Source organism: Rhizobium sp. BK049, assembly GCF_014193135.1.
GTDB lineage: Bacteria > Pseudomonadota > Alphaproteobacteria > Rhizobiales > Rhizobiaceae > Rhizobium.
Genome location: NZ_JACHYV010000016.1, coordinates 18,762 through 33,211 on the forward strand (window position 1 = coordinate 18,762; position 14,450 = coordinate 33,211).

The window sequence follows — 14,450 nt, forward strand, 5'->3', positions numbered from 1 at the left end:
TCCCGCAGCGGCTGAAGGCCCGCAACATCCATTTATTTTCCCTTCAAAGTAGTCTCCATTCCCTTCGGGTTGTTTAAATGAAAGAGTGAATAACACACCAATATAAGTGGCGAGATCCTGCCATCGGTCCCTGTCGCAGCAAGAGTTTCGGATTGATGTGACGGGCCTGTGCCAAAAGAGGACAGGCGGGCTGGCACGTTTTCTGCTACGGGCGCTTCATGACAGGAGAGCCCGCAATGCCTTTTCGCCGCGACATGCTTCTCTTTCTCGGCGCCTCCGCGCTTGCGGGCGGGACATCGCGCACGCTTGCCTCGCCGCTGACGGCTGCCAGCCAGCCGGATCTCCGCGGTACGATCGACGCGGTGGAATATCGCGCCGTTCCCGAAATTGGGGACCGCAAAATCCGCAACCTGGAGCAGATGATCAGACAGGCGGCGGCCGAGAACGTGCCGGTCTTCCTGCCGCCCGGCACCTATAAGATCTCCAACCTCAGCCTGCCCGACAATACCCGCATATCAGGCGTGCCCGGCGCCTCGCGGATCGTCTATACCGGCGACGGCCATCTGTTTGCGGCCGAAAACATCAGGCGCATCGAGCTTTCCAATCTCGTCATCGACGGCGGCAACCGCTGGCTCGGCGACTACGCCGGCGGGCTTCTGCAATTTTCCGGAGTCGACGAGGTGCTGATCGACAATTGCGAGATCGGCGGCAGCCGCAAACACGGCCTGCAGATGGAGCGCTGTGGCGGGCGGATCGAACGCAGCCGCATTTCGGGCGCCGCCCAGTCCGGCCTCTACGCTGTCGATTCCGCCAATCTTTCGATCGTGGCAAATACGGTCTTGGATTGCGGCAATGGTGGCATTCTCGTGCATCGTTGGAGACAGGCGGAGGACGGCACGGTCGTCTCCGGCAACCGGATTTCCAACATCCGAGCCAATGACGGCGGCACCGGCCAGAACGGCAACGGCATCAATGTCTTTCGCGCCGATGGGGTGATGGTGGTGAACAACCAGATTTCCGACTGCGCCTTTACCGCCATCCGCGCCAATTCGGCCTCGAACATCCAGATCAGCAGCAATCAGTGCCGGCGCTCGGGCGAGACGGCGATCTATGTCGAATTCGCCTTCGAAGGGGCGGTCGTTTCCGCCAACGTGATCGACGGGGCGGCGAACGGCATTTCGATCGCCAATTTCGACGAAGGCGGCCGACTCGCAAGCGTCACCGGCAATGTCGTGCGCAACCTGACGCTGAAAGGCCCCTACGCGCACGAGGTCGGCTTCGGCATCGGTATTGCGGCGGAGGCCGATACGCTGGTGTCGGGCAATGTGATCGAGGGCGCGCCGCGCTGGGGCCTGCAGATCGGATGGGGGCCCTATCTCAGAAATGTCGTCGTTAGCGGCAACGTGGTACGCAAGGCGCCTGTGGGATGCGCCGTCTCGGTCGCCGAAGGCGCCGGCACCGCCGTCATCACTGACAACCTCTTCCAGGAGACGGCCGAAGGGGCCGTTCTCGGCTTCGAATGGGACAAACAGGTCTCCGGCGAGATGGCGGGCGGCGGCTCACCCTATAGGCAACTCACCGTAGAACGGAACCGTATTTCATGACAGGCGGCTCGGCCTATGGTCAGTGCGTCTGATAGGTGCCGGTGACGGTCGCTTCCGCCAATGCGTGTTTCTTCGCCTCCGCCCACATTGCGCTGATACCGGCGGCATCCGGAGTAGAAAGCTTCGGCACGTCGAGGGCCGCCAGGCGGAAGATGTAGTGATGCGGGCGATCGCCTGCCGGCGGCTGCGGACCGTCGTATCGGGCATTGCCGAAATCGTTCTTGTAGAAGCGGGGGGCTTGCTCCGGCGCCGTATCGACGCTTTCGGCAAGGGCGCTCCACTGCACCGGGATATTGGCAATGCCGCAGTGGCGGAACGTGCCGCGCGGAGCATCCGGATCCTCGACCACCAGAGCGAAGCTCCGGGTCCCGGCGGGAGCACCGCTCCAGGCAAGCGGCGGAAAGAGGTTCTCGCCGGCTCGCGCATATTTCTTCGGGATCGGCTGATCCTGGGCAAAAGCCTTGCTGATCAATGTCAAGGTCATGAAACTCTCCTTTCCTGATCGGGGCTCCTTCCTAATCGGGGCTCCTTTGTGATCTGGGCTCCTTCACCGTCAGGGACGACCGCTCCCTTTTTTATGCTCGCTCTCCTGATTGCGGCCACGCATGATGCCCCGATCGTCATTGCGAGGGTCCGGATCGGCCTTCAGATCGCCTTTCCGATAGGCCTCCTTTGCCTGCGCATTGCGTTGCAGATCCGCCTTGGCGTCGAAATCCTCGCCGGCATTTGCGGTTTTCTCGCGTTTCTCGATGACACGAAGCTGTTGTTCATGTGTCTTCTTGCCCGTCATTTGTTCCTCCTTTGCCTGGTGCGCGCTGCGCACGCGGGTCATCGCATTCGACGCCTCGACGGCGCCAATCTCTGGGTCCAACCCGCCGGCCCTTTTATTGTTCCCCCTGTCAGGCAATTGTGCTCGATCTGCCGCCGGGGAAGGCGCTCGCCAGATCAAAACCTTTCATCATCCCATCAGCGGGGAGGACTTTTCCTGGGGTGATCCGGCGTTTACCTTTTCTGCGACACATCGAGGGGGTATCGTCATGCTGACAATCTATGGAGTCTATCGATCGCGCGCTTCGCGCGTCTACTGGATGGCGGAGGAGCTCGGGCTCGAATTCCGCTCCGTGCCGGTGCTGCAGGCCAGGGGGCTCGCCGACCCGCTCGCCGAAGAGGCGCCGCTCAACACGCATTCGCCTGATTTCGCAGCCCTCAACCCGATGGCCCAGATCCCCAGCATTCGCGACGGCGATCTCGTCATGCACGAGTCGCTGGCAATCAATCTCTACCTCGCGCGTAAGTATGGCGGGCCGCTTTCCGGCCAAACCGTCGAGGAAGACGGATTGCTGACGATGTGGACGATCTGGGCGGCTTCGCAAGTCGAGCCGCATTCGGTGCGCATCGTGCTGACCTATGACAACGGGCTTGAAAACAGCGAGGACGGCAAGCAGACGATCGCCGCCGCCTGCTACGGGCTGCGCCGGCCATTTGTGGCGCTAGAAAGCCATCTCGCCGGCCGTCAGTGGATCGTCGGCGAGCGCTTCACCGTCGCCGATCTCAACATCGCCGAGGTGCTGCGTTATGCCCAGAGCGAGGCGGATCTTTTCGATGCACATCCGAACATCAAGGCCTGGATCGAGCGCTGCCAGTCTCGCCCAGCTTACAAGGCGATGCAGGAGGCCCGCGGCAAAGAGCCGATCGAGGTTTGAAACTTACGGGAAAAGCGCCAAGGTGACGGCCATTTCCTCGCGGATCCAGGCCTTGAAATCCTTGACCTTCTTCGGTTCGCGCGCGCCTTCGGCCGTCACAAAATAATGGCCGAAGCCGGTTTTCGCGCGAATGCCGAAGGGTGCCGCCAGCCGGCCTTCGGCCAGCGCGAAGGCGGCAAGCGTCTGCCAAGCGAGCATGACGCCCTGGCCGGCGATCGCCGCATCGAGGCAGAGCGAGGCGTCGTTGAAGACGTGGCGCGTCGACAGTGTCGCGCCCGACAGCCCGGCCTCGCGCATCCAGACTTCCCAGCTGAACATGGCAAGGCCATCGATGATGGCAGGCAAAGCGAGGATGTCGGCGGGCTGTTTCAGGTTCGCCGCCATCTCGGGCGAACAAACGGGAAAGACCTCCTGCTCCAGCAGCAGTTCGGCCTTCACATCGGGCCATTTGCCGGCGCCGACGCGGATGCCAATGTCGACGTCTGAGATCGCGGGATTGACGAGATTGGTCGTTGCATCCAGCCGCAGCTTGATGTCGGGGTAACGTTCGGCGAACCGATGAAGCCGATGGACGAGCCAGCGGGCGGCGAAGACCGGCGCCACCGAAATGGTCAGGATCGTATCGTCCTTTCGGCTTGCGATCGAGACTGCGTGCGAAAGACGGGCAAAGCCTTCGTCGAGCGCTGCAAGCACCGGCCGGCCGGCTTCGGTAGCGATCATGCCCCGGGCGGTGCGCTCGAAGATCACTTGCCCCAACTGCGCTTCGGCCTTGATCACCTGCTGGCTGACGGCGCCGACCGAGACGCCGAGCTCGTCGGCGGCCGCCTGCAATGAGCCGAGACGACCGACGGCCTCGAGCGCGCGCAGGCCGTTGAGATGGACGCTATTCAGGTTCTTCATATAGTTTTTCTATAACGGCACCGCAGTAATCTCAATTGAAAAACCACCGGCGCAGGCAGACATTGCAAGCATAAATGATCCCCGCTCGGCCAGCGACGGCACGATGAGCGGGAGAGCCTGTTCGGCACCAGCCGCCGGGTGATCATCTTTCCGCGCCGCTGGAGAATGCGAGGTTTGCCATGTCATGGCTGAAGTTTTTCTTGAAGTCTGCCGCGGGGTCGCAGATCGACCCGGCCTGGAAGGATGACCCGTTGCGGCATCCCGAGGTCCAACGCATGTCGCTGCGCGAAATCGCCGATCTGCCGCTGGGAGCGGAGACCGGTTTTCATGCCGAGGCCAGGCCGCAGCTGGCGAAATGCGCGTGAGCACCGCTGCCGCACATTTGCTGAATTAGACGAGGCGAGCGCGCCGGTGGTGAATGCAGGAAGCAGCGCTGGAGGGCGTCCTTCGAGGCTCCGCCCTTTGGGCTGCGTGCCTCAGGATGAGGAGCGTTGGAGGGTGCCGCAGCCAATTGGAGGCGTTGGTGGTTCCGAACCGAAGCGCTCCGAGAGCCTTATCCTGAGGTGCCCCGCAGGGGCCTCGAAGGACGAGGCGGGCATACTGCCGTTGAAACATGCCGTTCATTATCTCGTCGGATTGCCCGGATCCTCGCTGACGCCGACGCGGTGGCGATAGACCATTTCCCAACCCTTCCAGCCGTTGAACAGAAGAAGGGCGGTTGCGACCAGAGACAGCACCAATCCGGTCGGCACGATGAAGTCGCTGCCTTCGGCCATCCGCCGCCAGAGGTTGAAGGCCTCGATCAGGACGAGGACGATGTTGCCGATCATATGGAACCAGGCGTCGCGCAGCCCGCGAATGCGGCTGTCGCCGAGAAAGTCGGTCAATCCGGCAACGGCCGCCAGCGCCGCCATGACAAGGCCGGCGCCGAGCATCCAGTTGGTCGCATCTGCCCAGGCGGGATCGCCTGATCTGGCGTAGAGGATGTCGACGACCAGCGTGCCGACGAAGGCAGCGACCGGGAACGGGATCAACATCGGGTGGATCGGATGACCGGCAATACTCAGGGTGCTTTTCGGATTCATCTTATTGTCCTCCGACCTTTTTCAAAGCGTCTTCCCTATGGGCGGCTATAGTGGATCGCAATGATGCGGCCGGAGATCTGCCCGACCTCCGAATTCCAGGTAACCTGATCTCCCCGAGCAAATTTGGCCATGTCGAACAACTCGCCGGATTCCAGTTGCATCTAACATCTGAACCGCCTTGTTTGTTCCCGTCATAATCGACATGCTGAAACCTGCGGCTGTGGAGAAGAGACGCCGGCACAGAAGGTCCGCGCCTCGCAAAAAGCATCGCCCGGCAGAAGCCTCTCTGCCGATATGCGCTTATCCGCGTTGATCGCCAGCTCATCAAGGAGAGCCCACTATGAAAGACGTCGTCGCTTTGGTCACCGGCGGGAGCCGCGGCATAGGGCGCGGCATTGCCCTTGCTCTGCTTGCCGAAGGCGCCACCGTTCATGTGACCGGCAGGACGCGTTTCGAGGCGGAGGCAAAGCAAGCGGGATCGGCGGGATCGCTCGAGGGGCTCGAGTTTGAAGCGGCAAAACTGCCGGGGCGCCTTTCCGTCCATCGATGCGATCACGCTAGCGACGCCGACAGCGAGCGGGTGGCCGAAGCGATCCGGGCCGGCGGCAGGCTGGATATTCTGGTGAACAATGCATGGCCGGGCTACGAACGTATGGTGGAAGACGGGGAATTCACCTGGCCCAGGCCATTTTGGGAGCAGCCGGTGTGGCGGTGGGAGGCGATGATTGGCACCGCGCTCAGGGGCGCTTTCATGATGTCGCGCGCGGTCGCTCCGTTGATGATCTCGGCGCGACGCGGCCTCATCGTCAACATATCCTTCTGGGCCGCCCAGCTCTACGATGGCAATGCGGTCTATGGCATCACCAAGGCCGCCGCCGACAAGATGGCCGCAGACTTCGCCCATGAGCTGCGCCCTCACAGTGTCGCCGCCGTTGCGCTTTATCCGGGGCTCGTCCGCACCGAAGCCGTTCTTGAGAACGCCGAGCATTTCGACATGAGCAATTCGGAATCACCTCAGTTCATCGGCCATGTCATTGGCGGGCTGTGGCGCGACCCGCTGCTCATGTCGAAATCCGGGCGCGTGCTGATCGCCGCGGCATTGGCGCGGGAATACGGCATCGCCGATGTCGACGGCACCCGGCCGGTTCCGCTTAGCGCTGCCGACTTTGCGGGGAACGCCGGACCCTCTGCCGGAGCCAGCGAACTGGAAGACTGTTGAAATATCGAGGGCCCGATGATAATCGCTGAGTCGGGTCTGCAGTTCACCCAGGCATCGCCGTTCTTCGGAACACGCTAAACCTGACAATAACCGAGATATGGACATCGATCCCGTGCCATGTCGGAAGGGCGATCACCGGTAATCCATCCGGAACGGCACGACCAAAGGATAGGTCATGTCCAGAAAACTCATTCCTCTCCAGGTGAGCGATGCGTCCTCATTTGCCAAGTCGCTGCGCCTCCAGCTCTCCGCCCACGAAGGGCTTCCATCTCACCTCCAATTCTTGAACATGCTGGCACGGGCTGCCGGTTACGGCAATTTCCAGAGCCTGCGTGCAAAAGCCGGTCCCGCAGAGAGCGAGGGGCAGCTACCGGCATCCGTGCCTGCCGCCAATGTCGAGATCGACCGGAAGCATATCGATCGCGTTCAACGCAGCTTTGACGAAGAGCTCCGCCTGGTGCGCTGGCCCTCGCGGCGCATGGATCAGATCACAGCGCTTTGGCTTCTGTGGTCGCAGATTCCCTCGACCACGGAGATGTCCGAGAAGGAGGTCAATGCTCTTCTTCGCGACAGGCACCTGTTTGGAGATCACGCATTGCTGCGTCGGGAACTCTGCGAGCTCGGACTGATGAGCCGGACGCGCGACGGCAGCGTCTACCGGCGCGTCGAACGGCCGATGCCGATACACGCATCGGCAATCCTCAGTCAGCGTTCCGAACGCCAAGCGAGCTGATGCCGACCTCCGCGGAAGCGCCTGATCGAAGAGAGCCTTCGATCAGGCGCTTCATTCTTCTTGCGTATCATCATCGCCGCCCCGCCTCTTGCGGCGCGGACGGAGATTGCCGAAGCCGATATAGTGATCGGCATCCGAGGTGTTCCATCGGCCTGCGAGGAAGATGATCGCAATGGCCGCGGCAACGATGAGCAAGGCGTAGATCTTGTCCATGCCTTCAATGTAGCGCAGGCGGAGATCGGTCAAGGTCGTGGCGACACAAGGCCGAAGTGATCGATCGAAACGCAACTTCAGCTTGAACGAATCCCACTTCGCGTTAGCCTGCGTTCTCAAGCCCATCGCCGCCCGAGTCGGCTCGCTTCATATCCGAGGGAATAGACATGCCGGCTTTGATCGAAGCACGGGGCGTCAGCAAGCGCTTCCGGCAGCACAAGAGATTTCCGGGTCTCATCGGCGCCTTCAAGACGCTGGTGACCAGCGAATATACCGAGGTTAAGGCCGTTTCCGATATCAGCTTCGATATTACGGCCGGCGAGGCCGTCGGCTATCTCGGCCCGAACGGCGCCGGCAAATCGACGATGATCAAGATGATGACCGGCATTCTGGTGCCGAGTTCAGGAACGCTTTCGGTGCTCGGCCGCACGCCGCATCTCTCCCGCATGGATAATGCGCGCGAGATCGGCGTCGTCTTCGGCCAGCGCAGCCAGCTATGGTGGGATCTGCCGCTGATCGACAGCTTTACCCTGCACCAGCGCATCTATGATATCCCGGCCGCCCGCTATACGAACAATCTGCGCCAGTTCAGCGAGCTGCTCGACCTCTCGCCCTTCCTCGACCGGGCGGTGCGCCAGCTCAGCCTCGGCCAGCGCATGCGCGCCGAGATCGTCATGTCGCTGCTGCACGATCCGAAGATCCTCTTCCTTGACGAACCGACGATCGGGCTCGACGTGGTCGCCAAGGATGCGGTGCGGCGCTTTCTCGCCGAGATCAACCGGGAACGCGGCGTCACGATCATCCTCACCACTGCAGGACATCGAGACGATCTGCCCGCGACTGATCACGGTCGATCACTCCAGGCTGATCTTCGACGGCGAATTGCGCAGCCTGCGCGCCGCCCTCGGCTCGGCCCGGCGGCTGACGCTGGAATTTGCCAGCGACCCGGGGCCATTGCGGCTCAGCACGGCGTCGCTCGTCAGCGATGAGGGCCTGCGCAAGGAATATCTGATCGAGCGCGAGGACGTGTCGCTGGTCAAGATCCTTTCGGAGGTCGGCAGCGACCGCGACCTCAAGGATGTAGCGCTGCACGAGCCCGACATCGAAGAGGTCATCCGCACCTTCTACTAGGGCCGCAACGCCAGGGCCCGAGCCTCATGAGCACCTATCTCGCCTTCACCCGCAATGCCCAGGCGCCCACACCATGAGCGCTTATCTGGCCTTCACACGCAGCGCCTTCCACGCGCAGCTCGCCTACCGCAACGAGGTCTGGGCCAACATATTCGGCAAGCTGGTGCAGGTCGTCGCCCGCGTCGCCATCTGGCTCGCCGTTTATGCCGGCGTCGGCGCGACCGTCGTCGACGGCGTCTCGCTGCAGCAGATGGTGACCTACGCCCTGCTCGGCGGCGCTGTCATGGGCGCCACCCGTCCTGAAAGGGTCATCGGCGAGATCGGCCGGTCGCTCAAAACAGGCGATATCGCCGTCTGGCTGCTGAAGCCGCTTTCCTATCCGCTCTATCTCTTCGCCAATGAATGCGGCAGCTTTTCCTACCGCCTGGCGACGCAGGTGATCCCGACCGTCGCCTTCACCGCCTTGTTTTACGGCATGCTGGCGCCGGCGAGCCTGTTTCACGGTCTGATGTTTATCGCCTTCTGGGCGCTATCTTTCGTGCTGATCTTCCTGATGTCGGCGCTGTTCGGGCTGATCGCCTTCTGGCTGATGACGAGCTTCTCGCTGGACTGGATTCTCGGCGCCCTGCTGCATCTGTTCTCCGGCCTGCTGGTGCCCTTCTGGTTCTTCCCCGAGCCCTTAGCGACGATCGCCCGCCACTTGCCCTTCGCCTGGGTCGTCTATTATCCCAACGCGGTCTATCTCGGCAGGCTTTCCGTCGCCGATACCTGGCTGCATCTCGGCCTCGGTCTCGGCTGGGCCGGACTGTTCCTTTTGGGCGTGCTCTGGCTATGGCGCCTGGCCTCGCGCCGCATAGCCGTGCAGGGAGGCTGATCGTGCTCCTCCATCACCTGCGCGTTATTCCGATTCTGGTGCGCATGCATGTGCGCTCGCAAATGGAATATCGCGGCGCCTTCTGGCTCGACCGGCTTGCGCAGATCCTTTCCTATGGCAGCGTCTTTGCCACGATCGGCATTCTGCTTGCCCGCTTCCAGACGCTTGGCGGCTGGACCTGGCCGGAGCTGGCGCTGCTCTTCAGCTTTCAGCTGCTTGCCTATTCTCTCGGTGCGGCTATGAGCTTCGTGCAATTGCGCGATCTCGAGGAGCTGGTGCGACTCGGCACCTACGACACGCTCCTGGTCAAGCCGTTCAGCCCCTGGGCCTATCTCGTCTTTTCCGGCCTCAATATCGGCTATGCCGGCCATATTATCCTGGCAGTGCCGCTGCTCTGCTGGGCTGTCCTGTCGGTCGATTTCGCCTGGACGGCCGCGTCCGTGGCGTTCCTGCTGGCCGCGATCGCCAGTGCGACGCTGCTCACCGGTGCGATGATCACCATGATCGGCGCGACGGCTCTGATGTGGGTACGCTCGAACCACCTGTTCTCGATCTTCTTCGGCTTCTGGGAACTGACGCGTTATCCGCTCAACATCTTTCCCGGCAGCATCCAGCTGACCCTGATCACCGCCGTGCCGCTGGCGCTGACCAGCTCGGTCCCGGTCGGCGCCCTGCTCGGAAAGCCGATCCCGATTCTCGGCGATTGGGCCGAGCCGGTGGCGCTCGCCGCCGGCCCGGTCTGGGTGCTCATCGGCATCGCCCACTGGCGCTACGCCACCCGCAAATACCAGGGCGCCGGCGGCTGATGATCGGCCAGCCGAGAACACCCTCATTGACCTGCCGCCCTTCCTCTCTTATATAGCTAGACAGTCTAGCCAGGATCAGTTTTATGGAATGGCAATTGCAGGACGCGAAGAACCAGTTCTCGAAAGTGGTGCAGAAGGCGCGAGACGAAGGACCGCAAGTGGTCACCTTGCGCGGTGAGCGCGCGGCTGTCGTATTGTCCGCCGGCGATTACGACGCCCTGCGTGCCGGCCGTCCGACGCTGGTCGATGATCTGCTGGGCGGTCCTGCCTGGGACGATGATCTCGCCGATGCGGTTGAAGCGAGGGCCAAGAGTCCCAGCCGTGGCGTGACCTTCTGATGTATCTCGTCGATACCAATATCGTCTCTGAGGCGCGACGCAGCACGCCGCAGGCGGTTTCCTGGCTGCGCTCCGTCGATCCGCTGAGCATCCATCTGAGCGCGTTGACGCTCGGCGAGATCATGCGCGGCATTGCCCTCAAACAGAGGTCGGATCCGAAGGCCGCGACCCACTTAGCCGAGTGGCTGCGCAAGCTGCGCCACGACCATGGCAGCCGTATCCTTCCGGTGACCGATCAGATTGCCGTGGAATGGGGCCGCATCGCAGCAATCCGGCCGCGCGGCGACATTGATGGACTGATCGCTGCGACGGCGATCGTCCACGATCTCATCGTCGTCACCCGCAATGTCGGCGATTTCCGCGACACCGGTGCATCCGTAATCGACCCCTGGCAGACGTCAGCGTGAATGCAGGGGCGGCTACGACCGGCCCCGCATCACAGACGGGTTTTAACATCTCAGGGCGGATCAGCCCCGGTCATAGGCCAGCGCCCGCTGGACGGCGGGGCGCTGCAGCATGCGGGCGTGATGGTCGCTGACCTTTGCGAAACGGGCGGGATCGACGCCGTCGGACGGCAGCCAGTCGGTCATGACGAAGAGATAGGGATCGGCAAGCGAATAGGTCTCACCCATCACCCACGGGCCTTCGAACATCTTCTCTTCGATCAGCGTGAAGCAATCGGCCATATTCTGCGGCACCTTCGCCTTCATCGCATCGAGCGCCGCCGGCTCGTCGGCCCAGCGGGAGCCGCGCGGGCGGTGGGCATGGTTCACATGCACGGTCGAGCAGAGATAGCTGTTGAAGGATTGCAGCCGCGCCATTTCGAAGGCATCGCCGAGCGGCGCGAGCTTCGCGGCCGGGGCGCTTTCAGCGATGAAGCCGAGAATCGCCGGCGTTTCCGTCAGCACGCCGCGCTCGGTAACGAGCGCCGGCACCCGGCCCTTCGGATTGATCTTCAGATAGTCCGGCGAACGCTGCTCGCCGTCGCGGAAGTTGAGCTTTTTCGTTTCGAATGCAAGGCCGGATTCTTTGAGAGCAATCAGGCTTGCGAGCGCGCAGGTTCCGGACGCGTAATATAATGTCAGCATGGTTATCGACTCCCTTTCGGCACGTCTTATAGCGCGGGGATTGGTGCGCCGGAACCGGGGGAGATGGCGGTTGCCTAGGCTTTCGGGAGCCGGACAATGAACGGCGTGCCGGGAGGCTGCCCCTCATCCGGCTGCCGCCACCTTCTCCCCGTTCTGACGGGGAGAAGGGGTATGCCGCACCCGCTTCCTCTATCTCAAGGTTGCGTTTGGCACGTCCCCTCCCCGTCAGAACGGGGAGAGGGCTAAGGTGAGGGGCGCCCCACGGGGCACCCTTACTCACCCGCAGCCCGGCACATCCTCCAGCCGATGCCAGACCGGGATGCCGCGTTCCCTGGCGATGCGAACGTCGTTGTCCGCGCCCTTCGATTCACCCGGCAAGCGCAGCACGCCCTCGCAGAGCTGCAGCAGCCGGCCGGCGACCGGGTGGAAGATCTGCTCGTAGAGCGCATCGCCGACCGATCTGCCGCCGGCGGCGTGCCAGATCGGCAGGGCCACCCATTCGCCGATCATCGGCACATGGCCGGCCTCGAACAAGGCATAAGAGGGTTCCTCCAGCCGCTTCAGGTTGGCGGCCATCTTTTCCGGGTCGTCGCCCGTCCCGGACCGATAAGGCCCGGCAATCAAAATCAACATGATCCACTCCATCGCTCCGCTTCTGTGCGAGCACTCCCGGCCTCATGCACGGGATTTCCTGAAAATGCACGATATTTCTTGAATGTCGAGTCATTTCGTGCAATATCATGCCATATCGTGAATTTTCGTGCGGAGACACAATGCTGACGACGCAGCGCAAGACCCTGATTCTCGACATATTGCGCCGCGACGGCCAGGTGATCGCCAGGCGTGTCGCCGAGGATTTTTCGCTTTCGGAAGACACGATCCGGCGGGACCTCAGGGAAATGGCGGCGGAGGGACTCTTGAAACGCGTGCATGGCGGTGCGATGCCGCTGGCACCGGAGCTGCCGGATTTCACGGCGCGGCGCAGCGTCTCGTCCGAAATCAAGGCGCGGCTCGGAGCCGCGGCGGCGGCGATGGTCAGGCCGGGGCAGATGATCTTCCTCGACGGCGGCACGACGACCGCCGAAATCGCCCGGCATTTGCCGCGCGACATGGCGCTGACGGTCGCGACCCACAGTCCGACGATTGCCGCCGAGCTCGAGCACCATCCGACGGCCGAGGTGATCCTGGCGGGCGGACGGCTCTACAAACATTCAATGGTGGCGACCGGCGCTGCGGCGATGGCGGCGATTTCGCAGCTGCGCCCCGATCTCTTCTTCCTCGGCGTCACCGCCGCCCACCCCGTGCACGGGCTTTCCACCGGCGATTTCGAGGAAGCGGCGATCAAGCGGCATATCGCCCGCTGCTCGGCCGAAACGCATGTGCTGCTGACGGAGGAGAAGTTCGATCTCGTCTCGCCCTGCCCGGTGCTCGGCATTGCCGAGGTGGCGGGACTGATCGTGCAGGCCGAGATTCCGGCCGAGCGGCTGAAGCCCTATCGCGACCTCAACGGCACGATCGCTGAAGCGTAATCCTGCGCAGAAAAGTCAGGGGCTCGATGGCGTACGAAAACCGTGCGCAGTTTTCCGCATCATGCGGAGAAGACGGTGGTCGCGCTGATATCGCCGACATGGATGCCGTTCCAATTGCGCATCGCGGTTGCGGCAAAGCCCATCAGAGCGGCATGCACCGTCTCTTCCGTCTCGAAGAAGCGGGCGAGTGTGGCCGCCACCATGGCCTCGGCGGCGCGGGTGGCGCCATCCTCGCATTTGAGCGCGATGGCGATGCCCTTTTCCGGGATGGCGGCGCAGAAGACACCCTCGGCGCCCGTCTTGACGAAGATGCGACCGGGAGCGATCTGCATCAGTTTGGTGCAGGCGCGGCCGGAGCCGGCGACATAGAAGGGCTCGGCCATGCAGGCCTCGATCAGGCGCCGGGATGCTTTGGCGCGCAGGGGCTCCAGACTGGTGCCGGTCGCCATCTTCGCAAAGCCGTGGGCCAAGCTGCGCAAAGGCACGGCATAGGTCGGGATGGAGCAGCCGTCGGTGCCGCAGCTCTCGGCGCCGAGCGCGGCTCCAGTCAGGCTTTCCATCACTGCTCGGATCTCGACCTGCAGCGGGTGCTCGTAGCCGACATAACCCTTCGGGTCGATATCGCGGTGGCAGCAGGCGCAGATGAAACCGGCGTGCTTCCCCGAGCAATTGTTGTGCAGCGCCGTCGGTGCGGCGAGCGTGCGGGCCTGATGGATCAGGACTTTCTGGTTCATCGACCAGTGGGCGCCGCATTCCAGCGCTTCGGCATTGCGGCCGGCGCGCGACAGCATCGAGGCGGCAAGCGCCACATGTTCGTCCTCGCCATTATGCGAGGCGCAGGCGAGCGCCAGCTCCTTATCACTGAAGCCATAGGCATCGGCCGCACCGCTCTCGACAAGCGGCAGCGCCTGCATCGCCTTGCAGGCCGAGCGTGGGAAGACGGCGGCGTCGATGTTGCCGAGCGAAAAGACAAGCTTGCCGTCGCCATCGACGACCGCCACCGCGCCACGATGACGGCTTTCGACGAGCAGGCCGCGGGTGACTTCGACGGTGACGGGATTGGTCATGGGCTCTCATCCGAATGCTGGCGGGATGCGGCAGGCATAACGCGTCGGGGCGCGAAAGCCAACGGGGTGGCCTGTTTTGTGGCTGCGCGGGCTCCTGCTGCCGGCGGCGCCGACGATGTTTGGCAGAGACTTTAAGAGAGAGTGGGGAGGCTTCCGCGCT

18 protein-coding genes and 1 pseudogene are annotated in these 14,450 nt (G+C 62.9%); 11 read left to right on the plus strand and 8 right to left on the minus strand.

What is annotated here, in order from left to right; translation table 11 throughout:
- Window positions 1–236: 236 nt before the first annotated feature.
- Window positions 237–1,604 carry a TIGR03808 family TAT-translocated repetitive protein gene (locus tag FHT70_RS17450; protein WP_183703411.1) on the plus strand — a complete coding sequence of 456 codons (1,368 nt, stop codon included), beginning with the start codon at window positions 237–239 and terminating at the stop codon, window positions 1,602–1,604.
- A 19-nt stretch (window positions 1,605–1,623) separates the two neighbouring features.
- Here the strand turns inward: FHT70_RS17450 and FHT70_RS17455 are convergent, their stop codons facing one another.
- Window positions 1,624–2,088, minus strand: a complete 465-nt coding sequence (locus FHT70_RS17455) for a YbhB/YbcL family Raf kinase inhibitor-like protein (protein WP_183703415.1) — start codon at window positions 2,086–2,088, stop codon at window positions 1,624–1,626.
- Window positions 2,089–2,157: 69 nt separating this feature from the next.
- A complete protein-coding gene (locus FHT70_RS17460) occupies window positions 2,158–2,394 on the minus strand; it encodes a hypothetical protein (protein ID WP_183703637.1) in 237 nt (78 codons plus the stop codon).
- A 247-nt stretch (window positions 2,395–2,641) separates the two neighbouring features.
- Between FHT70_RS17460 and FHT70_RS17465 the strand changes: the two genes are divergently transcribed.
- A complete protein-coding gene (locus tag FHT70_RS17465) occupies window positions 2,642–3,307 on the plus strand; it encodes a glutathione S-transferase family protein (protein ID WP_183703417.1) in 666 nt (221 codons plus the stop codon).
- A gap of 3 nt (window positions 3,308–3,310) precedes the next feature.
- On the opposite strand, the gene FHT70_RS17470 is transcribed toward FHT70_RS17465, so the two are convergent.
- Window positions 3,311–4,207 (minus strand): LysR substrate-binding domain-containing protein, encoded by an 897-nt coding sequence (locus FHT70_RS17470; RefSeq protein ID WP_183703420.1) that lies wholly within the window; start codon window positions 4,205–4,207, stop codon window positions 3,311–3,313.
- A 179-nt stretch (window positions 4,208–4,386) separates the two neighbouring features.
- On the opposite strand from FHT70_RS17470, the gene FHT70_RS17475 reads away from it, so the two are divergent.
- Complete coding sequence (locus FHT70_RS17475; protein WP_183703423.1) at window positions 4,387–4,572, plus strand: hypothetical protein; 186 nt, start codon at window positions 4,387–4,389, stop codon at window positions 4,570–4,572.
- Between the two features lie 258 nt (window positions 4,573–4,830).
- Here the strand turns inward: FHT70_RS17475 and FHT70_RS17480 are convergent, their stop codons facing one another.
- Entirely contained in the window at window positions 4,831–5,292 is a 462-nt protein-coding gene (locus FHT70_RS17480; RefSeq protein ID WP_183703426.1) for a DUF2231 domain-containing protein, read from the minus strand.
- Window positions 5,293–5,632: 340 nt separating this feature from the next.
- Between FHT70_RS17480 and FHT70_RS17485 the strand changes: the two genes are divergently transcribed.
- Entirely contained in the window at window positions 5,633–6,511 is an 879-nt protein-coding gene (locus tag FHT70_RS17485) for an SDR family NAD(P)-dependent oxidoreductase (protein ID WP_183703428.1), read from the plus strand.
- Window positions 6,512–6,686: 175 nt separating this feature from the next.
- A complete protein-coding gene (locus tag FHT70_RS17490) occupies window positions 6,687–7,244 on the plus strand; it encodes a DUF2087 domain-containing protein (RefSeq protein ID WP_183703431.1) in 558 nt (185 codons plus the stop codon).
- Between the two features lie 51 nt (window positions 7,245–7,295).
- Here the strand turns inward: FHT70_RS17490 and FHT70_RS17495 are convergent, their stop codons facing one another.
- The gene (locus tag FHT70_RS17495) at window positions 7,296–7,577 is read right to left on the minus strand and encodes a hypothetical protein (protein ID WP_183703434.1); all 282 of its coding nucleotides are present in this window, start codon (window positions 7,575–7,577) and stop codon (window positions 7,296–7,298) included.
- A 47-nt stretch (window positions 7,578–7,624) separates the two neighbouring features.
- Here FHT70_RS17495 and FHT70_RS17500 point away from each other — a divergent pair.
- The 5 genes and pseudogenes from FHT70_RS17500 (at window position 7,625) to FHT70_RS17520 (ending at window position 11,013) form a co-directional block, all read left to right on the plus strand.
- Window positions 7,625–8,588: pseudogene (locus tag FHT70_RS17500) on the plus strand (ATP-binding cassette domain-containing protein).
- 73 nt (window positions 8,589–8,661) lie between these two features.
- Entirely contained in the window at window positions 8,662–9,462 is an 801-nt protein-coding gene (locus FHT70_RS17505; protein WP_183703437.1) for an ABC-2 family transporter protein, read from the plus strand.
- 2 nt (window positions 9,463–9,464) lie between these two features.
- Window positions 9,465–10,268 carry an ABC-2 family transporter protein gene (locus tag FHT70_RS17510; RefSeq protein ID WP_348649554.1) on the plus strand — a complete coding sequence of 268 codons (804 nt, stop codon included), beginning with the start codon at window positions 9,465–9,467 and terminating at the stop codon, window positions 10,266–10,268.
- An 83-nt stretch (window positions 10,269–10,351) separates the two neighbouring features.
- Entirely contained in the window at window positions 10,352–10,606 is a 255-nt protein-coding gene (locus tag FHT70_RS17515; RefSeq protein WP_097599927.1) for a type II toxin-antitoxin system Phd/YefM family antitoxin, read from the plus strand.
- Complete coding sequence (locus tag FHT70_RS17520; protein WP_183703443.1) at window positions 10,606–11,013, plus strand: type II toxin-antitoxin system VapC family toxin; 408 nt, start codon at window positions 10,606–10,608, stop codon at window positions 11,011–11,013. The genes FHT70_RS17515 and FHT70_RS17520 overlap by 1 nt, the downstream gene beginning before the upstream one ends.
- 60 nt (window positions 11,014–11,073) lie before the next feature.
- Here FHT70_RS17520 and FHT70_RS17525 read toward each other — a convergent pair whose 3' ends face one another.
- On the minus strand, window positions 11,074–11,694 hold the full coding sequence (locus FHT70_RS17525) for a glutathione S-transferase family protein (protein ID WP_183703445.1): 621 nt from the start codon (window positions 11,692–11,694) through the stop codon (window positions 11,074–11,076).
- Between the two features lie 276 nt (window positions 11,695–11,970).
- The gene (locus tag FHT70_RS17530) at window positions 11,971–12,327 is read right to left on the minus strand and encodes a DUF4406 domain-containing protein (protein ID WP_097601544.1); all 357 of its coding nucleotides are present in this window, start codon (window positions 12,325–12,327) and stop codon (window positions 11,971–11,973) included.
- Between the two features lie 140 nt (window positions 12,328–12,467).
- On the opposite strand from FHT70_RS17530, the gene FHT70_RS17535 reads away from it, so the two are divergent.
- Complete coding sequence (locus FHT70_RS17535; RefSeq protein WP_097601539.1) at window positions 12,468–13,223, plus strand: DeoR/GlpR family DNA-binding transcription regulator; 756 nt, start codon at window positions 12,468–12,470, stop codon at window positions 13,221–13,223.
- A gap of 59 nt (window positions 13,224–13,282) precedes the next feature.
- Here FHT70_RS17535 and FHT70_RS17540 read toward each other — a convergent pair whose 3' ends face one another.
- Window positions 13,283–14,290 carry an asparaginase gene (locus FHT70_RS17540; RefSeq protein WP_183703448.1) on the minus strand — a complete coding sequence of 336 codons (1,008 nt, stop codon included), beginning with the start codon at window positions 14,288–14,290 and terminating at the stop codon, window positions 13,283–13,285.
- Window positions 14,291–14,450 lie beyond the last annotated feature (160 nt).